Origin of the sequence: Micromonospora sp. NPDC006766 (assembly GCF_040636055.1) — a bacterium.
In the GTDB taxonomy this organism is placed as follows: domain Bacteria; phylum Actinomycetota; class Actinomycetes; order Mycobacteriales; family Micromonosporaceae; genus Micromonospora.
Genome location: NZ_JBEYIX010000049.1, coordinates 1 through 18,735, shown reverse-complemented (window position 1 = coordinate 18,735; position 18,735 = coordinate 1). Strand labels below are relative to the sequence as shown.

Sequence of the window (18,735 nt, the reverse complement as noted above, 5' to 3'; positions counted from 1 at the left end):
GCTATTGCAGAATTTTTCGGCAAGCACTAGCGTGCGGGCGAATCAGCGACCAGAGAAAGGCCGTCGATGAAACCCCCGCCGATGTCTGTCAAGGCCCTGCTCGCCCTGATCTGCTCCGTCGTGCTCACCCTCGCCCTGGCCGCCGCGCCCCGGACGGGCGCCCAGGCCGCCGATGCCGCCCGCACCGGCGACGTCCTCGCGGCCACCGGCGCGCCCCAGTGGAACAAGGAGCCGTCCGCCGACGCGCTGCTCGCGGCGGGCAGCAACAATGCCCGGGCCGAACAGTTCTACTTCCTGCTGCCGGACCGCTTCGCCAACGGCGACCAGCGCAACGACACCGGCGGCCTGGCCGGTGATCGGCTCACCACCGGCCTCGACCCGACGGACAAGGGCTTCTACCACGGCGGTGACCTCAAGGGCGTCATCGACAAGCTGGACTACATCCAGGGCCTCGGCACCACCGCCATCTGGCTCGCCCCGGTCTTCAAGAACCGGCCCGTGCAGGGCACCGGCGCGGACGTCTCCGCCGGCTACCACGGCTACTGGATCACGGACTTCACCCAGGTCGACCCGCACTTCGGCACCAACGAGGAGCTGAAGCGCCTGGTCACCCTCGCCCACCAGCGGGGCATGAAGGTCTACCTCGACATCATCGTCAACCACACCGCGGACGTCATCCGGTACGCCGAGAACCGGTACGGTTACGTCGACAAGAAGACCGCGCCGTACCGGGACGCGCAGGGCCGGCCCTTCGAGGACCGTAACCACGCCGACGGCACCCGGGCCTTTCCGCAGGTCAACGAGAAGTCGTTCCCGTACACCCCGACCTTCGCCAGTGCGGCCGACGCGAAGGTCAAGGTCCCGGCGTGGCTGAACGACCCCACCATGTACCACAACCGGGGCGACTCCACCTTCGCCGGTGAGAACAGCGAGTACGGCGACTTCTTCGGCCTCGACGACCTGTGGACCGAGCGTCCCGAGGTGGTCCGCGGCATGACCGACATCTACGCGCAGTGGATCGGCAAGGTGGGCGTCGACGGCTACCGACTCGACACGGTCAAGCACACCAACCTCGAGTTCTGGCCGCAGTTCGCCAGCGGCATCAACGCCGCCGCGAAAAAGGCCAAGAAGCCGGACTTCTTCATGTTCGGCGAGGTGTACAGCGCCGACCAGGAGGTCGAGTCGACCTACGTGCGGCGCGGCGGACTGCCCGCCACCCTGGACTTCTCCTTCCAGGAGGCCGCGCGCGGCTATGCCGCCGCCGGCGGCTCGGCCAGGGCGCTCGCCGACGTGTACGCCCGGGACGACCTCTACGCGGCCCGGGACACCGGCGCCAACCGGCTGACCACCTTCCTCGGCAACCACGACATGGGCCGAATCGGCTCGTTCATCGCTGCCGCCGGCGGTGACGACGCCACCCAGCTGCGCCGTGACCAGCTCGCCCACCAGCTGATGTTCCTCACCCGCGGCCAGCCCGTCGTCTACTCCGGCGACGAGCAGGGCTTCACCGGCCCGGGCGGGGACAAGGACGCCCGGCAGGACATGTTCGCCAGTCGGACCCCGGACTACCTGGCCGACCGGCTGATCGGCACCACCCGCACCCACGCCAGCGACCAGTACGACACCACCCACCCGCTGTACCGGACCATCGCCGAACTGGGCCGGCTGCGGCAGGCCCACCCGGCGCTGCGGGACGGCATCCAGGTCACCCGGTACGCGGCCGACGGCCCGGGCGTCTTCGCCTTCTCGCGGATCCTGCCCAAGGACCGGACCGAGTACGTGGTGGCGGTGAACAACGCCGCCACCGCGCAGACTGTCACCGTGGACACCTGGTCGGCCGGCACCACGTTCAGCAGCGTCTACGGCGGCGCCGGCTCGGCGACCTCGACCGCCGGTGCCGACGGCAAGTTGAGCGCCACCGTGCCGGCGATGTCGGCCGTGGTGCTCCGGGCCAACCGCGCGATCCCGCAGGCCGGCGCGGCGCCACGCATCAGCGTCACCGAGCCGGGCGACGCCCCGGTCGCCACCCGGGCCGCCGTCACCGCGCAGGTCACCGGCGATCCCCTCGCGACCGTCACCGTGGCCGCCCGCGTGCCCGGCGGCAAGTGGACCCTGCTGGGCAGCGCGCACCAGGCGCCGTACACCGTTCACCACGACCTGACCGGCCTGCCCGGCGGGACCAGGATCGAATACAAGGCCGTCGTCCGCGACGGCAAGGGCCGCGTCGCCAGCACCCGGGCCGCCGGCGTGGTCGGCACCCCGGCACAGAGCGCCTCCCGGGACTGGGTGGTGGTGCACTACCAGCGCCCAGCCGGCGGGTACGCCGACTGGGGCCTCTACACCTGGGGCGACATCGACCCGGCGTACCAGACCGACTGGCCCAACGGGCAGCCGTTCGCCGGTGAGGACTCCTTCGGCCGGTTCGCCTGGGTCAAGCTGAATCCGGGCGCCAAGTCGGTCGGGTTTCTCGTGGTCGACCGGAACGGCACCAAGGACGTCGACCAGGATCGGGCCGTCGACGTGACGCAGACCGGCGAGGTCTGGGTCAAGCAGGGCGACCCGACGCTCTACCCGACCCGGCAGGCCGCCACCGGCGAGCCCGACCCACCCGTCGACGAGAACACCGCGCTCATCCACTGGCGGCGGGCCGACAACAATTACGACGGTTGGGGCCTGCACCTGTGGGACGGCGCCGCCACCCCGACCGACTGGGGCAGCCCGCTCAAGCCGGAACGTGTCGACGCCTTCGGCGCGGTGTTCCGGGTGCCCCTGGCCGCCGGGGCCACCGGGCTGAGCTACATCGTGCACCGCGGCGACGAGAAGGATCAGCCGGAGGATCAGCGGCTGGACGTCGCCGCCGCGGGGCGGGAGGTGTGGCTGCTGGCCGGGGCCAAGGGTCGACTGCTCCCGCCGACCTCGTCGGGCACCGCCAAGGACCTCGACATCACCAAGCAGAAGGCGCAGTGGATCGACCGGTCCACCGTGGCCTGGCGGACCGGGCCGACCGACGGCAAGCGGTACGACCTGCTCGCCGCCCCGGCCGGCGGGCTGCGCATCGCCGACGGCGAGCTGTCCGGGACGTACACGACGCTGCCGTTGCGGGCGGAGCGCAACGGGCTCACCGAGGCCCAGCGCGCGGCCTGGCCGCACCTGTGGGATTACCAGGCCTTCACGCTCGACCGGGCCGACCTGGCCAAGGTGCCGGCGGCGCTGCGCGGGCAGCTCGTGGTGATCGAGCGCGACGCGGAGGGGCACCTGCTCGGCGCGACCGGGGTGCAGATCCCGGGCGTGCTCGACGACGTCTACCGGGCCGCCACCAAGGCGGTGCTCGGCCCGACGTTCACCGGCAAGGTGCCGACCCTGGCCGTCTGGGCGCCGACCGCCCGCACTGTGTCGCTGCAGCTCTTCGACTCGCCGACGGCCCAGCCGACGACGGTGTCGATGAGCCGCGACGACACCACCGGCGTCTGGTCGGTGCGCGGCACCAAGACCTGGACCGGGAAGTACTACCGGTACCGGGTCGAGGCGTGGCAGCCGGCGGCGCAGCAGCTGGTCACCGCGTCGGTGACCGACCCGTACTCGGTGGCCCTCGCCCCGGACTCGACGCACAGCCAGATCGTCGACCTGGACGAACCGGCCCTCGCCCCGACCAGCTGGGCCAAGCTGCGCAAACCGGCGGCGGCGCCGTCGTCGCAGGCACAGATCCAGGAGCTGTCGGTGCGCGACTTCTCCATCGCCGACACCACCGTGCCGGCGCAGCGGCGGGGCACCTACCTCGCCTTCACCGACCCGAACACCGCGGGCATGAAGCACCTCACGGCGCTCGGCGACGCGGGGGTCAACTACCTGCACCTGCTGCCGGTGTTCGACTTCGCCACCATCCCCGAGCGGCGGGCCGACCAGCGGCAACCCGCCTGCGACCTGGCCGCGCTGCCGCCGGACTCCGACGAGCAGCAGAAGTGCGTCGCGGCCGTGGCCGACGCCGACGGCTACAACTGGGGGTACGACCCGCTGCACTACACCGTGCCGGAGGGCGGCTATGCCGTCGACCCGGCCGGGGCGCAGCGGACCACCGAGTTCCGGCAGATGGTCGCCGGCATCAACCAGGCCGGCCTGCGCGTGGTGCTGGACGTCGTCTACAACCACACCTCGGCGGCGGGCACCGACCCGAAGTCGGTGCTCGACCAGGTGGTGCCGGGCTACTACCAGCGGCTGCTGGACGATGGCACGATCGCCAACTCGACCTGTTGCGCCAACACCGCCCCAGAGCACGCCATGATGGGCAAGCTGGTGGTGGACTCCATGGTCACCTGGGCCCGGCAGTACAAGGTCGACGGCTTCCGGTTCGACCTGATGGGCCACCACCCGAAGGCGAACATCCTGGCCGTACGCGCCGCGCTGGACAAGCTCACCCTGGCGCGCGACGGCGTCGACGGGAAGAAGATCCTGCTCTACGGCGAGGGCTGGGACTTCGGCGAGGTCGCGGGCGACGCCCGCTTCGTGCAGGCCACCCAGCCCAACATGGCGGGTACCGGGATTGGCACGTTCAACGACCGGCTCCGCGACGCGGTGCGCGGCGGCGGCCCGTTCGACGACAACCCGCGGGTCCAGGGCTTCGCGTCCGGACTGTGGAGCGACCCGAACGGCGACCCGGTCAACGGGTCGGCGGCGCAGCAGAAGGCCCGGCTGCTGCACCAGCAGGACCTGATCAAGGTGGGTCTCGCCGGCAACCTGCGCGGCTACCGGTTCACCGACTCGTCCGGCCGGCAGGTCACCGGCGCCCAGGTCGACTACAACGGCTCGCCGGCCGGCTACACCGCCGCGCCGGGCGAGGCGGTCACGTACGTCGACGCGCACGACAACGAGATCCTGTACGACGCGCTGGCGTACAAGCTGCCGCAGGGGACCTCGGCGCCGGACCGGGCCCGGATGCAGGTCCTCGCCCTGAGCACCGTGGTGATGGGGCAGGGGACCGGTTTCGTGACGGCCGGCTCGGAGCGCCTGCGGTCCAAGTCGCTGGACCGTAACTCGTACAACTCCGGCGACTGGTTCAATCAGATCCGGTGGGACTGCGCCCAGGGCAACGGTTTCGGCGCCGGACTCCCACCGGCGGCGGACAACCAGAGCAAGTGGTCGTACGCGAGGCCGCTACTGGCCGACCCGAGGCTGGTGCCGGACTGCGCGGCGATCAACCTGACCGACGCCCGGTACGCGGAGCTGTTGACGATCCGGCGGTCGTCGCCGGTCTTCGGGCTGACCACCGCGGACCAGGTGCAGCAGCGGGTCGCCTTCCCGCTCTCGGGTGAGCGGGAGACCCCGGGCGTGCTCACCATGACCCTCGACGCCCGTGGCCTGGGCGGCTCGTGGAAGTCGGTCACGGTGGTCTTCAACGCCACGCCGGAGGCGGCGACGCAGACGGTGACCGGCCTGCGCGGGGCGAACGTGGCACTGCACCCGGTGCTGAGGAACTCGGCCGATCCGGTGCTGCGGACGGCGTCGTTCGACAGCGCGACCGGCACGTTCACGGTGCCGGCGCGCAGCGTCGCGGTCTACGTGCAGAGCTGACCCGACGACGATCCGGCCCCCTGCCACGCATGTGGCAGGGGGCCGGATGCTGCGCGGATCCGTGCCGCTGACCCTAGGTCAGTTGAAGCACTGCTTGACGGTGCCGGCGCAGTTGGTGGGGTCGTTGTCGCTGATGGTGGTGGTTTCGTCGAAGCGGACTGTGCCGTGGTTGTTGAGGATGCCGCCGGCGACGCGGCGGGTCTTGGTGGCGTCGGTGGCGGTGTTCTTGCTGATGCGGGTGTTGGTCAGGTCGACTCGGCCTTCGTTGTTGAAGATGCCGCCGCCGTTGAGGGCGGTGTTGCCCTTGATGTCGGTGCAGCGGATGGTGAGGGTGGCGTTGTCGTCCCGGCCGTCCTTGCCTTCGAAGTCTTCGAGGAAGCCTTCGGTGATGTAGGCGTTGGGTTCGCCGTTGAAGATGCCGCCGCCGAAGCGTCCGGCGCTGTTGTCGAGGATGGAGCTTTCGTTGATGGTGGCGGTGGCCCGTGGCTCGTTGTCCCGGTCCTTGCCGGGCATGGACATGGGGCCTTCCTTCTTCTTTTCGCCGCCGGTGTTGTAGATGCCGCCGCCGTCGCGGTCGGCGTGGTTCTTCTCGACGGTGACCTTGTCGAGGTCGAGGTTGGTGTTGCGGGCGTAGATGCCGCCGCCGTTCTTGCAGGCGGTGTTCTGCTTGATGGTGGACAGGACGATCTTGACGAATCCGCCGGAGCTGAACACGCCGCCGCCGTTGTCGCCGGCCCGGTTGTTCTCGATGGAGGTCTTGAAGATCTCCACGCTGCCGGCCCTGTCGCGGCCTTCCAGCCAGGTGGTCGAGCCGTCCTTGCCGTCCTTGCCGTCCTTGTGTTCCTTGACTTCCTTGCCTTCGCCGTTGGCGATGCCGCCGCCGTTCTCGCCGGCGGTGTTGTTGGTGATGCAGGAGTCCTTGACGGTGAGGATGCCGACGTTGAAGATGCCGCCGCCGTTGCGTCGGGCGTGGTTGTTCTCGACCGTGCTGTTTTCCAGTTCGACGCGGCCGAAGTTGGCGATGGCGCCGCCGTTGCCCTCGGCGTTGTTGCCGAGCAGGTTCACCTTGTCCAGGTGGGCGCTGCCGCCGCGCTCGACCAGCAGGGCGCCGCCGTCGGCGTCGCCTTCGGTCTTGTTCTGCTGTGGGAACGAGGGGACCTGGCCGTCCGGCGCGCCGAGGCCGTCTGAGCCGCCGAGGCCGTCCGGCGCGCCGAGCATCGGCGGCTTCGGTGCCTCGCCGTACTTGAACTCGGCGGCGTTGCCGTCCTTGATGGTGAGGTCCTTCAGGATCAGGTCCCCGCCGTCGGCGACCCGGAACAGCCGGAAGTCGGCCTCGGAGCGCCGCTTGATCGTGGCGTCGTTGCGCTTGATCACGATTTCCTGCCGGATTGTCGGCAGGGCCGTGCCGTTCTTCCGGTCGGCGAAGGCCAGCTCGTAGGTGCAGTGCGGAGCCAGCTTCAACGTGCCGCCGCGGTCCCGGTTGGCCAGGTCGATGGCCTCGACCAGCTTCTCGTTCTTACACGGCACCTCCCGCACCCGACCGAACTCGTCCCGCTCTTCCTTACGGCCTTCCTTACGGCCGCGCTCCTCCCGTTCCTTGCCATCCCGGCCACGCTCATCCGCCCGATTCCGCTCACCGTGGTCGCCGTCCTTGGTGAGCTGTTGCGCGGTCGACCACTTCACGTCGGCGAGCCGGTGGGGGCCGATGGCCCCGGTGGTCGCGTAGGCCACACCCGCGAGGCTGACCGCTCCCGTCAGGCCCACGACGCCGGTGGCGAGCCACACCCGGCGACGCCGGATCGGGGAGGTCGTCTCACGGCGGGCGTCATCGTTATTGCGAAGGTAGTTGGACATCGGAGCTCTCTGCCCTCTCCTTGTACCCGACAAGGTCGCTTCGCCACGGCGAGGCGGCCTTCGCTACAAATCGGTTGTAGCTGCTGAAGACCACCGTATGAGAATCTTCTTCGCTTGGCGGCCTTATGCGAAAAATCCCCGCATTGGGGGCGGGTGGTGCGGTCGGCGGCACGGCGGGCCGCGATGCATGAGCGGTGCCACGAGGGTGAAGAGTGCCGTGCAGGGCGGAAAGCGGGGCGACCGTTCCGGTGGCGCGCACCCGGGACGACCGCGACGAACGGGCGGCGACGTGAGTTGTGGGGAGTCCCTTTCCGCCGACGTGTGGCGGAAAGGGACTCCCACGGTTATGTGGTGGTTCAGTTGAAGCACTGCTTGACGGTGCCGGCGCAGTTGGTGGGGTCGTTGTCGCTGATGGTGGTGGTTTCGTCGAAGCGGACTGTGCCGTGGTTGTTGAGGATGCCGCCGGCGACGCGGCGGGTCTTGGTGGCGTCGGTGGCGGTGTTCTTGCTGATGCGGGTGTTGGTCAGGTCGACTCGGCCTTCGTTGTTGAAGATGCCGCCGCCGTTGAGGGCGGTGTTGCCCTTGATGTCGGTGCAGCGGATGGTGAGGGTGGCGTTGTCGTCCCGGCCGTCCTTGCCTTCGAAGTCTTCGAGGAAGCCTTCGGTGATGTAGGCGTTGGGTTCGCCGTTGAAGATGCCGCCGCCGAAGCGTCCGGCGCTGTTGTCGAGGATGGAGCTTTCGTTGATGGTGGCGGTGGCCCGTGGCTCGTTGTCCCGGTCCTTGCCGGGCATGGACATGGGGCCTTCCTTCTTCTTTTCGCCGCCGGTGTTGTAGATGCCGCCGCCGTCGCGGTCGGCGTGGTTCTTCTCGACGGTGACCTTGTCGAGGTCGAGGTTGGTGTTGCGGGCGTAGATGCCGCCGCCGTTCTTGCAGGCGGTGTTCTGCTTGATGGTGGACAGGACGATCTTGACGAATCCGCCGGAGCTGAACACGCCGCCGCCGTTGTCGCCGGCCCGGTTGTTCTCGATGGAGGTCTTGAAGATCTCCACGCTGCCGGCCCTGTCGCGGCCTTCCAGCCAGGTGGTCGAGCCGTCCTTGCCGTCCTTGCCGTCCTTGTGTTCCTTGACTTCCTTGCCTTCGCCGTTGGCGATGCCGCCGCCGTTCTCGCCGGCGGTGTTGTTGGTGATGCAGGAGTCCTTGACGGTGAGGATGCCGACGTTGAAGATGCCGCCGCCGTTGCGTCGGGCGTGGTTGTTCTCGACCGTGCTGTTTTCCAGTTCGACGCGGCCGAAGTTGGCGATGGCGCCGCCGTTGCCCTCGGCGTTGTTGCCGAGCAGGTTCACCTTGTCCAGGTGGGCGCTGCCGCCGCGCTCGACCAGCAGGGCGCCGCCGTCGGCGTCGCCTTCGGTCTTGTTCTGCTGTGGGAACGAGGGGACCTGGCCGTCCGGCGCGCCGAGGCCGTCTGAGCCGCCGAGGCCGTCCGGCGCGCCGAGCATCGGCGGCTTCGGTGCCTCGCCGTACTTGAACTCGGCGGCGTTGCCGTCCTTGATGGTGAGGTCCTTCAGGATCAGGTCCCCGCCGTCGGCGACCCGGAACAGCCGGAAGTCGGCCTCGGAGCGCCGCTTGATCGTGGCGTCGTTGCCCTTGATCACGATTTCCTGCCGGATTGTCGGCAGGGCCGTGCCGTTCTTCCGGTCGGCGAAGGCCAGCTCGTAGGTGCAGTGCGGAGCCAGCTTCAACGTGCCGCCGCGGTCCCGGTTGGCCAGGTCGATGGCCTCGACCAGCTTCTCGTTCTTACACGGCACCTCCCGCACCCGACCGAACTCGTCCCGCTCTTCCTTACGGCCTTCCTTACGGCCGCGCTCCTCCCGTTCCTTGCCATCCCGGCCACGCTCATCCGCCCGATTCCGCTCACCGTGGTCGCCGTCCTTGCGCGCGTCGCTCGCATTCTGCGGCGCGGCCGCGTGATTCTCCGCGACGCGCTGTGCGTCGTCGGACTTGTCGTGTCGAGCGGCGAGGCCACCCAGCGCCGCCAGACCGACGACGCCGGTCAGACCGGCCACGCCGGTGGCGACCCAGAGCGCCCGCCGCCTGTTCGTCGGCGGGGTCATCGGGGCCCCGCCGTCGGAAGTCGTTACGTCGTTGGACATCAGAGCCTTCCGCCCTTTCGGTTTACCCAGAGGGGTCGCACCGCCCCAGGCGGGGCGACCAGCTACAAACCGGTTGTAGCCTCTGAACAACACCGTATGAGAAGGATCCTCACGAGGCGGACGTATCCGAGAAAACCCCACATTTGCCTCAGGTCAGGCGGTGGGCGACCTTTGCCCCGTGCCGGTGACGACGGGCGCCGAGCAGCGCAAACAGCGGCGGGCCCCACCACCGGCGTCACAACGACGGAAACGTCGCGGAAGCCGGCGGTGGGGCCCGCCCTCGGGGTTGTCCGGCCGGGATCAGCCCGGCAGCCGCGGACCGGCCTCGCGCTGCTCGGCCAGCCAGGTCTCCACCTCGTCCGAGCGGCGCGGCAGCCCGGCCGAGAGGTTCACCGGCCCGTCGGCGGTGACCAGGATGTCATCCTCGATCCGGACGCCGACGCCGCGCAGCTCCTCCGGAACCAGCTCGTCCTCCGGCTGGAAGTACAGCCCCGGCTCGACGGTGAGCACGTAGCCCTCGCCGAGCGGACCGTCCCGGTACGTCTCCTTGCGAGCGTTGGCGCAGTCGTGTACGTCGATGCCGAGCATGTGGCTGGTACCGTGCAGCGTCCAGCGACGGTAGATGGTCGAGGAGGGATCCATGGCCTCGTCCACGCTGACCGGCAACAGGCCGAGGTCCTTGAGCGCCTCGGCGAGGACCCGCATGGCGGCCAGATGCACGTCCCGGAACGCCACCCCCGGCTTGATCACGTCGATGCCGGCCTGCTGGGCGGCGTAGACGGCGTCGTATACCTGCCGCTGCAGGGAGGTGAACCGGCCGTTGACCGGCAGCACCCGGGTGACGTCCGCGGTGTAGAGGTTGCGGTTCTCCACGCCCATGTCCATCAGCAGCAGCTCGCCCGGGCGGGTGGCGCCGTGGTTGTGCACCCAGTGCAGGATCGTGGCGTGCTCGCCGGCGCCGACGATCGAGCCGTACCCGACGTCGTTGCCGTCGTGCCGGGCGCGCAGTGCGAAGATCCCCTCCAGCAGGCGCTCCGAGACGCCCCGGTCGGCTGGGAGCGCCCGGGCCACGTCCTCGAAGCCCCGGACGGTGGCGTCGCACGCCTCCCGCAGCTGCGCGATCTCCCACTCGTCCTTGACCAGCTTCAGCTCCGAGATGGCGATCGCCAGCTCTCGGTCCCGGCCCGGCTGCCCGTCGACCCGGGCGCCGTCGTACGGCCGCACCGCCGCGTCCACCCCGGCGTCGAAGCCGCGCAGCACGCGGGTACGCCCCGGCGCCAGGTCGGCCAGGGCCGCGTCCAGCTCGGTCAGGTCGGCGGTGGGCAGACCCAGCTCGACCGACCTCTCGCGCAGGGTCGGCCGCCGGCCCACCCACAGCTCGCCGTTGCGGCTGCGGAAGAAGTCGTCGGTCTCCCGAGACGACCGGGGCCGCATGTACAGCGTGGCGTCGCCGTTCGGGCGCAGCACCAGCACGCTGTCCGGCTCGAGGTCGCCGGTCAGGTACGCGAAGTCGCTGCCGGCCCGGAACGGGTGATCGGTGTCGTTGGCGCGTACCTTCTCGTTGCCGGTCGGGATGACCAGCGTCTCCCCGGGGAACGCGGCGGTGAGCGCGGCCCGCCGCTTGGCGTGGTTGGGCACCTCGGGGCGGGGGCCGACCGGCAGTTCGGTGTCCCGCCAGCCCTGCCGCATGAACGTCAGGAACGCCTCCGGAAAGTCCGGGTCGTGCGATTCGGTGCCGTCCGCCGGCACGCCCTGCTGGGTCCGCTCCTCGGCCATGATCCGCCCTCCCTGAGCCTCGTCGCTGGTCCAGACGGTATCGCGTTCACGTCAGCAGAGAGAGCCTGCGGTGCCGCGACGGCCGCTCCGACCGCGTGGAAAGATGACGACCATGTGCGGACTCCTGGCCTTTTTCAGCGCGCGCGGTGACGCCGCCGCCCACCGCGACCACATCGCCAACGCACTGGAGTGCCTGCACCACCGAGGCCCGGACGAGACCGGGGTCGAGGTGGTCGGCGACGCCACCGGGCAGTACGCGGACGGGGTGTTCGCCCACAAGCGGCTGGCGATCATCGACGTGGCGCTCAGCCACGAGCCGCTGCCCTACGCGAACGGCCGCTACCTGCTCACCTTCAACGGCGAGATCTACAACTACATCGAGCTGCGGGACGAGCTGATCCGGGACTTCGGCGCCCAGTTCGCCACGAACGGCGACGGCGAGGTGATTGTCGCCGGATATCACTACTGGGGTGAGCAGGTGCTCACCAAGCTGCGGGGCATGTTCGCCTTCGTGATCTGGGACCGGCAGGAGCGGCGGGCCTTCGGCGCCCGGGACTACTTCGGCATCAAGCCCCTGCACTACCTCCAGACGCACGACGGCCTCTACCTCGCCTCAGAGAAGAAGGCGTTGCTGCCGTTCGCGCAGTCGGCCTACCAGGGCGACGCCGGCATCGACACCGCCAACCTGAGCCACTACCTGACCCTGCAGTACGTTCCGGAGCCGGGCACCCTGCACAAGGGGATCAGCCGGATCGGGTCGGGGGAATACCTGACCTGGACCCCGGACGGCCGGATCGAGGTGCGCCGGTGGTACCGGCCGGTGTTCCGGCCGGCACCGGTGACCGACGAGCAGAGGCTCTACCACGAGATCCGCGAGACGCTGCGCGAGAGCGTCCGGATGCACATGCGCTCGGACGTGCCGGTCGGCTCTTTCCTGTCCAGCGGCATCGACTCCACTGCGGTGGTCGCCCTGGCCCGGGAGTTCAACCCGAACATCCTCACCTTCACCGTCGGCTACGACGTGCCCGGCTACTCCGAGATCGACGTCGCCCAGGACTCCGCCCGGCACCTCGACGTGACCACCATCCCGACCAAGATCGGGCCGCAGGACATGATGGAGGCGCTGCCCAGAATCGTCTGGCACCTCGACGACCCGGTCGCCGACCCGGCTCTCGTGCCGCTCTACTTCGTCGCGAAGAAGGCCGCCGAGCACGTCACCGTGGTGCTCTCCGGCGAGGGCGCGGACGAGTTCTTCGGCGGCTACACGATCTACCGTGAGCCGCTGTCGCTCAGCACGGTCAACGGCCTGCCGGGCGGGGTGCAGAAGGGCCTGCGGGCGGTCTCCAAGGCCATCCCGCAGGGTGTCAAGGGCAAGAGCTTCCTGGAGCGCGGCACCACCCCGATCGAGGAGCGCTACTACGGCAACGCGCGGATGTTCACCGAGGAGGAGAAGCAGCACCTGCTGCGCCGCTACGACCCCTCGGTCCGCTACACCGACGTCACCGCGCCGATCTACGCCGAGTGCACCGAGTTGGACGACGTCACCAAGATGCAGTACGTCGACCTGTACACCTGGCTGCGTGGCGACATCCTGGTCAAGGCCGACCGGATCTCGATGGCGCACTCGCTGGAGGTGCGGGTGCCGTTCCTGGACCGCGAGGTCTTCAACGTGGCGGCCGGGATCCCGGTCGACCTGAAGCTGCCGCCCCGTTCCGAGGCCACCAAGTACGCCATGCGCCAGGCGCTGCAGGGCGTCGTGCCACCGGCCATCGTCAACCGCAAGAAGCTCGGCTTCCCCACCCCGACCCGGGTCTGGCTTCGCGGCGAGATGTACGAGTGGGCCCGGCACGTGCTGGCCACCTCCGGCGCCGGTGACCTGATCGACCTCTCGTACGCGATGCGGCTGCTGGACGAGCACAAGCGGGAGGAGGCGGACCACTCCCGCAAGGTGTGGACCGTGCTGATCTTCTGCATCTGGCACGCCATCTTCGTGGCGAAGACTCTCGACCCGGGCATCCAGCGCAACCAGTCCGCCCTGCTCACCAAGCCGGTGGTCGGCAGCATGGTCCGCTGAGCGGTGAAGGAGGGGCCCCCTGTTAACGCCTGGCGTTGTACAGGGGGCCCCCTTTTAACACCTGTCGTGGATCACTGGCCGGTGCAGGTGACCGTCGGCAGGTTGTTGGTGCCGGGGACGTTGGCCAGGAAGCCGAACGTGGTGGTGCCGTTCGGCGCGATGGTGCCGTTGTAGGACTCGTTGGTGACGGTCACCGACGACCCGCTCGTGGTCGCCTTGCCGTTCCACACCTGGGTGAGCGTCTGACCACTGGGCCAGGTCCACTTCGCCGTCCAACTGCCCCACGTCCGGGAACTGTGGTTCATGATCAGCACCTCGCCCTGGAAACCACCCTGCCAGGCGCCGGTCACCGACAGGACCGCCATGCAGTCGCCGCTGCTCGGGGGCGTCGTCGGCGGCTTGGTCGTGGGCGTGCTGGACGGCGAGATCGGGGGCGTGGTGGGCGGGGTGGTCGGGGGCGTGGTGGTTGGGGGCGTGGTGCCGCCCGAACCGATCCCGGTCACCTCGCCGTTGCCGCCGTCGAAGGTCACGTCCGAGCAGCCGAAGAAGTTCTCCTGGCTGTCCGAGCGGACCCAGCGGGAGTAGATGATGTGCCGGCCGCTCTTGTTCGCCGGCAGGGTGCCGTTGAAGTAGTAGTGACCGTCGTTGGTGCCCGGCCCACCGATCGACGGCGGGTTGGTCACGGTCAGGAACGGCTGGTCCTCCAGGTCGCTCCAGGCCAGCGCCCGGGTCGGGCTCCAGGTGTTCTTGGTGACGTAGAAGTAGAACGTGCCCGGGTGGTGGGCCCAGTTGCTGTAGTTGAACTGCATCGTGCGCCCGGCGGTCAGGTGGGTGACCGGCCAGTCGTTGCGGGCCAGGTTGTACCCGCTGAAGCTCGTGTTGCCGCCGCTGCACAGCTGGCCGTCGGGGATGAAGCCGGCGGTCCGGCCGTTGGCGTCGGAGCGCAGCACGCTGAACCAGTTGTAGAGCGAGTTCGCTCCGCTCTGCGCGACCGCCGCCGCGCAGGCGGGATTGTTGGGCTTGATCTCACCGGTCTGGGTGAGACCGTCCTTCCAGCACAGGTAGGTCCGGGCGCCCGGCGTCATCGCCGCGCCATGCGCGGCGGCCGGGCCGGAGGTGGTGGCCAGGGCGAAGGCCCCGGTGAGGGTCAGAGTGGCGACCGCGGTGAGTAGCGCGGCCATGCGGGATCGGTGCACGAGGTTCTCCTGACTCGCGGGGCGCGACCGCATCGGCCCTGCCCCGCTGCGACGAGCGGTTGCGACGATCGCGGTGCCACGCCCGGCGGTCGGAGTGCGGCCGGGGCCGGCTGGGCGCGCACCATCGGCGGTCCGTGCCCACGGACCGGTGTGCCCTCGCGTCGGCTCGACCCGGCAGCCGGTGGCGCGGCAGCCCCCGCGCCACTTTCGGCAACCACCATCCCATCACGTCGCGCCGAGCGCACGCAATAGCTGCCCGTCGATGACATTGGCCTCGTGGCATGGTGCCGGCGCCGTCCCCGCACGCCGAGCCGTCGCGATGCGTCAGGATCGGAGGTACACGGACGGAAGGAATCAGGATGGGGTACGCGGTGGTGCTCGGCGAGGCGCTGGTCGACCTGCTCGACGCTGAGTGCGACGGGCAACTCGTCTACCGGCAGGCGATCGGCGGGGGGCCGCTCAACGTGGCCGTGGCGGTGGCCCGGCTCGGCGGCGATGTCGAGTTCGTCGGGTCGCTCGGCGACGACGCGCTCGCGGAGCGGATCCGGGCCTTCCTGGCGGAGGCGGGCGTCGGGCTGGCCGGGACGGTCACCGTGCCGGCCCCGACCGCGTTGGCGGTGGCCACCTTCACCGGCCCCGAACCGGATTTCCGCTTCTACGGCGAGCCCCGGTCGTACGCCCTGCTCACCGTCGACGACCTGAGCGTGCCCCTGATCGAGGGCGCGCAGGTGCTCTACTGCGGCTCGATCGTGCTGCTGCACCCGCCGGTGCTGGCCGCTGCCCGGCGGGCCTGGTCGATCGCCGGGGCGCTGCGAGTGTTCGACCCGAACGTCCGTACCCGGCTGTTGGACGGATCCGGCGCGCTGGCCGCGCTGCGCGAGGTGGTCGCGGAGTTCGCCGCGAGTGCTCACCTGGTGAAGCTGAGCGCCGCCGACGCGGCCGTGCTCTATCCCCGCGAGCCGGTGGAGGGGGTCGCCGCGTACCTGCGGGAGTTGGGTGCCGGGACCGTGGTGGTCACCCTCGGCGCGGACGGCGCCCTGGTCGCCGCCGCCGACGACGTGGTACGCGTGCCCGCCCCGAAGGTCGGCGCGGTGGACGCCACCGGTGCCGGGGACTCGGTGATGGGCGCGCTCATCGCCGAGCTGCTCGCCGCCGGCGAGCCGGTGGATCCGGTCGGCTGGCAGGACCGGGTCGCCTTCGCCCTGCGCGTCGCCGCCCTGGTCTGCGAGTCTCCCGGCGGCGCCACCTCAATGCCCACCCGCCCCGCCGTAACCGCCCGCTTCCCCACCTGACCCCCACCCCCACCCCCACCCCACCCCTCCGCCGATCATGGAGTTGTGGTGGTGCGCGAACGAGGTGATTCCGGACAAGCTGGGAACCACAAGTCCATGATCGACGGGCGCTCGGGGGCTTGGGGGGATCGGGGGGGATCGGGGGGGTCCTGGCCACCCCGCTACGCGAAGCGGCCCTAATCGGGAGGAAGTAGGTCTACTTCCGAGTTAGGGGGGGCCGTTCAGTTCGGCGTAGCCGCGGCGGGCGGCGGTTAGGCCGGGGCGGGCGCCGAAGGGGGACTCGGCGGCTACTCGCTCCGGGGGTGCGCTGCCGGTGTGGCCGGCCCGGATCAGCCAGGCCTGCTGGGCCAGTTGGGCGTGCTGCGCCCGGACGAACTCCGCGTCGACGGGTGTGCCGTGTCCCGGCACCACCACCGTCGCGGGCGTGACGAGGCGCAGCAGCTCGGCCACCGCGTCCGGCCACTGGATCGGGTACGACTCCTCGAACGCCGGCGGCCCGCTCTGCTCCACCAGGTCACCGGCGACCAGCACGTCCGCGTCCGGCACGTGCACCACGAGGTCGGCGTCGGTGTGCCCGTGCCCGGGATGGCGCAGCACCACCCGCCGGCCGCCGATGTCGAGGACGGCCTCGGCGCGTACCGGGTGGGTCGGGGCCAGCAACTCCGTCCCGGCCAGCTCGGCGGCCAGCGCCGGCTGCTCGTCGCGCATCTCCTCGTACGCCGCCCGGCGCAGCTCGTCGGGGCGGTCGCGGAGCGCGGCGGCGGCCAGCTGGTGGGCGTATACCGGCCGGGGCGGGTCGGCGGCCAGGGTGGCATTGCCGAAGCAGTGGTCGAAGTGGTGGTGGGTGTTGACGATGGTCCACGGGTGCGGGGTGACCGTCCGGGCGGCCTCGGCCAGCTCCCGGGCCTGCCCGGCGGTGGAGAGAGTGTCCACCAACAGGGCGGCGCCGTCGCCCACCACCAGGGTTACGTTGACGTGAAGCAGCGGCTCGCGCAGCACGTGGACGCGGTCGGCGATCTCGACGAACCGGGCGCTCATGGGACCCGTGACGCCCGCTCGACGAAGCGCTGCCGCTCGACCAGCACGCGCTCGACCCGCCCTTCGGCGACGATCTCGTCGCCGTCGGTGACGGTCACCTCGAACAGCAGCCGTCGGCCGTCGACCTTGGCGAGCCGGGCCGCGGCGACGACCGTCCGCCCGATCGGCGTGGCGGCCCGATGCTCCAACTCGACCCGGACGCCGACGGTCGTCGACCCGGTTGGCATCCGGATCGCGGTGGCCGCCACGGTCGCCGCCTCGGCCAGGGCGAGCACCCGGGGCGTGCCGAGCACCGGCACGTCACCGGAGCCCACCGCCTGCGCGGTGTCGGCGTCGGTGACGGTCAGCTCGACCCGGGCGGTCAGGCCCGCCGCGAAGGGCGGTTCCGGCTGCTCCTGCATGTCACGAGCCTAGACGAGCCGGGCCCGGACCGCCCGGTCTGGCGGCCCGCGGGCACCCCGGCGGGTGGTCGGCGTCAATCGATGCGTCCCGGGGGCGGTGGCCACTGGCGAAGGCCGCTTCGCCCGCCGTTAACCTTGACCCGATGGCCGTCGAGATTGACCCCAAGCCCCCCGCCCGGACCGGTGCCCCTTCCTCACCCGACGGCGGACGCCGTCGGGTGGTGGCGATGACGATCTGGGGGGTCGCCTTCGTGGCCGCCTGGCTCGTCATCGGCCTGCCGACCGACCCGGTGTACGCCTTCGTCTGGATCTGGGCGGCCACCATCGCCTGGCACTCCGCCCGGCCGTGGCGCAGCCACCTGCGGTTCGCCCGGGACTGGGCCCCGGTGGTGGTGCTGCTGGCCGTCTACACCATCTCCCGGGGGTTCGCCGCCAGGGGCGCGACGCCGCACGCCATGGAGATGATCGTCGTCGACCGGTTCCTGCTCGGCTGGGCCACCGGCGGCGAGGTGCCCACGGTCTGGCTGCAGCAGCACCTCTACCGGCCCGAGGTGCACTGGTGGGACGTGCTGGTGAGCTGGGTCTACTTCTCGCATTTCGTGGCGACGTTCGCCGCCGCGGCGGTGCTCTGGATGCGTAACCGCTCCCGTTGGGCGGCGTACATGCGGCGCTGGGGCTTCCTCTGCGCGGCCGGGCTGGCCACCTACTTCGCCTATCCGGCCGCGCCGCCGTGGTGGGCCGGGCAGAACGGCCTGCTCACCGAGGTTGCCCGGATCTCCACGCGGGGTTGGAAGGAAATGGGCATGCACGGCGCGGGCAACGTGCTCAACGCCGGGCAGATCGCCTCCAATCCGGTGGCCGCGATGCCCTCGCTGCACACCGCGTGGGCCCTCTTCGTGGTGCTCTTCTTCCTGCCTTCGGTCCGGAAGCGCTGGTGGCCGCTGCTGCTGGCGTACCCGCTGGCGATGACCTTCACCCTGGTCTACAGCGGCGAGCACTATGTGATCGACGTGCTGGTCGGCTGGGTGTACGTCGGGCTGACCTTCCTGGCCGTCAACCTGGCCGAGCGCGGGTGGGCGGCCTGGCGGGCCGGGCGCGCGCCGGCGGTGGCCACCGGGAAGCGACAGCCGCTCGTTCCCGCGCAGGCCGGGCCGAGCCCGCAGGAGACCGTTCCGGCCCCGACCGACGCGGTGCCGGCCGAGCGCTGACCGCGGGTCAGTCTCGCCGCCGGCGCCGGGCGTCGTGTGCCCGCGCGGTCAACTCCGCCGCCAGCTGCCACGCCTCGGCCAGGTCGCGGTCGGGCGCGGCCCCCCCCCCCCCCCCCCCGCGGGGGGATAAGCAAGAAGAAGGTGTTAGATTTAATGGAGTGAAAAAACAAGTAGAAGAAGG

The 18,735-nt window shown here is 70.5% G+C and carries 10 protein-coding genes; 4 read left to right on the top strand and 6 right to left on the bottom strand.

Annotated features, from left to right (window positions below):
• The first annotated feature begins 66 nt into the window (after positions 1-66).
• Complete coding sequence (gene pulA, locus ABZ671_RS26760; protein WP_357863120.1) at positions 67-5,565, top strand: pullulanase-type alpha-1,6-glucosidase; 5,499 nt, start codon at positions 67-69, stop codon at positions 5,563-5,565.
• Positions 5,566-5,643: 78 nt separating this feature from the next.
• On the opposite strand, the gene ABZ671_RS26755 is transcribed toward pulA, so the two are convergent.
• From ABZ671_RS26755 to ABZ671_RS26745, 3 genes are all read right to left on the bottom strand, one after another.
• Complete coding sequence (locus ABZ671_RS26755; protein WP_357863117.1) at positions 5,644-7,419, bottom strand: hypothetical protein; 1,776 nt, start codon at positions 7,417-7,419, stop codon at positions 5,644-5,646.
• A gap of 356 nt (positions 7,420-7,775) precedes the next feature.
• Positions 7,776-9,569, bottom strand: coding sequence for a hypothetical protein (locus ABZ671_RS26750; RefSeq protein ID WP_357863114.1), 1,794 nt, complete (start codon positions 9,567-9,569; stop codon positions 7,776-7,778).
• A gap of 300 nt (positions 9,570-9,869) precedes the next feature.
• Positions 9,870-11,345 carry an aminopeptidase P family protein gene (locus ABZ671_RS26745; RefSeq protein ID WP_357863112.1) on the bottom strand — a complete coding sequence of 492 codons (1,476 nt, stop codon included), beginning with the start codon at positions 11,343-11,345 and terminating at the stop codon, positions 9,870-9,872.
• A 112-nt stretch (positions 11,346-11,457) separates the two neighbouring features.
• On the opposite strand from ABZ671_RS26745, the gene asnB reads away from it, so the two are divergent.
• The gene (asnB, locus tag ABZ671_RS26740) at positions 11,458-13,419 is read left to right on the top strand and encodes an asparagine synthase (glutamine-hydrolyzing) (protein ID WP_357863109.1); all 1,962 of its coding nucleotides are present in this window, start codon (positions 11,458-11,460) and stop codon (positions 13,417-13,419) included.
• A 71-nt stretch (positions 13,420-13,490) separates the two neighbouring features.
• Here asnB and ABZ671_RS26735 read toward each other — a convergent pair whose 3' ends face one another.
• On the bottom strand, positions 13,491-14,648 hold the full coding sequence (locus tag ABZ671_RS26735) for a lytic polysaccharide monooxygenase (protein WP_357863106.1): 1,158 nt from the start codon (positions 14,646-14,648) through the stop codon (positions 13,491-13,493).
• Between the two features lie 326 nt (positions 14,649-14,974).
• On the opposite strand from ABZ671_RS26735, the gene ABZ671_RS26730 reads away from it, so the two are divergent.
• Positions 14,975-15,907 (top strand): carbohydrate kinase, encoded by a 933-nt coding sequence (locus ABZ671_RS26730; protein ID WP_357863103.1) that lies wholly within the window; start codon positions 14,975-14,977, stop codon positions 15,905-15,907.
• Between the two features lie 207 nt (positions 15,908-16,114).
• Here the strand turns inward: ABZ671_RS26730 and ABZ671_RS26725 are convergent, their stop codons facing one another.
• Positions 16,115-16,945 (bottom strand): MBL fold metallo-hydrolase, encoded by an 831-nt coding sequence (locus ABZ671_RS26725; RefSeq protein WP_357863100.1) that lies wholly within the window; start codon positions 16,943-16,945, stop codon positions 16,115-16,117.
• Positions 16,942-17,346 carry a hotdog domain-containing protein gene (locus tag ABZ671_RS26720; protein WP_357863098.1) on the bottom strand — a complete coding sequence of 135 codons (405 nt, stop codon included), beginning with the start codon at positions 17,344-17,346 and terminating at the stop codon, positions 16,942-16,944. Before ABZ671_RS26720 ends, ABZ671_RS26725 begins: the two co-directional genes overlap by 4 nt.
• Positions 17,347-17,489: 143 nt before the next feature.
• Here ABZ671_RS26720 and ABZ671_RS26715 point away from each other — a divergent pair, with 143 nt between their 5' ends.
• On the top strand, positions 17,490-18,554 hold the full coding sequence (locus ABZ671_RS26715) for a phosphatase PAP2 family protein (RefSeq protein ID WP_357863095.1): 1,065 nt from the start codon (positions 17,490-17,492) through the stop codon (positions 18,552-18,554).
• The last annotated feature ends 181 nt before the right edge of the window (positions 18,555-18,735 follow it).

Coding starts and splice junctions, on each gene's coding strand:
- pulA (WP_357863120.1), top strand. CDS start 67: ATGAAACCCCCGCCGATGTCTGTCAAGGCCCTGCTCGCCCTGATCTGC.
- ABZ671_RS26755 (WP_357863117.1), bottom strand. CDS start 7,419: ATGTCCAACTACCTTCGCAATAACGATGACGCCCGCCGTGAGACGACC.
- ABZ671_RS26750 (WP_357863114.1), bottom strand. CDS start 9,569: ATGTCCAACGACGTAACGACTTCCGACGGCGGGGCCCCGATGACCCCG.
- ABZ671_RS26745 (WP_357863112.1), bottom strand. CDS start 11,345: ATGGCCGAGGAGCGGACCCAGCAGGGCGTGCCGGCGGACGGCACCGAA.
- asnB (WP_357863109.1), top strand. CDS start 11,458: ATGTGCGGACTCCTGGCCTTTTTCAGCGCGCGCGGTGACGCCGCCGCC.
- ABZ671_RS26735 (WP_357863106.1), bottom strand. CDS start 14,648: ATGCGGTCGCGCCCCGCGAGTCAGGAGAACCTCGTGCACCGATCCCGC.
- ABZ671_RS26730 (WP_357863103.1), top strand. CDS start 14,975: ATGGGGTACGCGGTGGTGCTCGGCGAGGCGCTGGTCGACCTGCTCGAC.
- ABZ671_RS26725 (WP_357863100.1), bottom strand. CDS start 16,945: ATGAGCGCCCGGTTCGTCGAGATCGCCGACCGCGTCCACGTGCTGCGC.
- ABZ671_RS26720 (WP_357863098.1), bottom strand. CDS start 17,346: ATGCAGGAGCAGCCGGAACCGCCCTTCGCGGCGGGCCTGACCGCCCGG.
- ABZ671_RS26715 (WP_357863095.1), top strand. CDS start 17,490: ATGGCCGTCGAGATTGACCCCAAGCCCCCCGCCCGGACCGGTGCCCCT.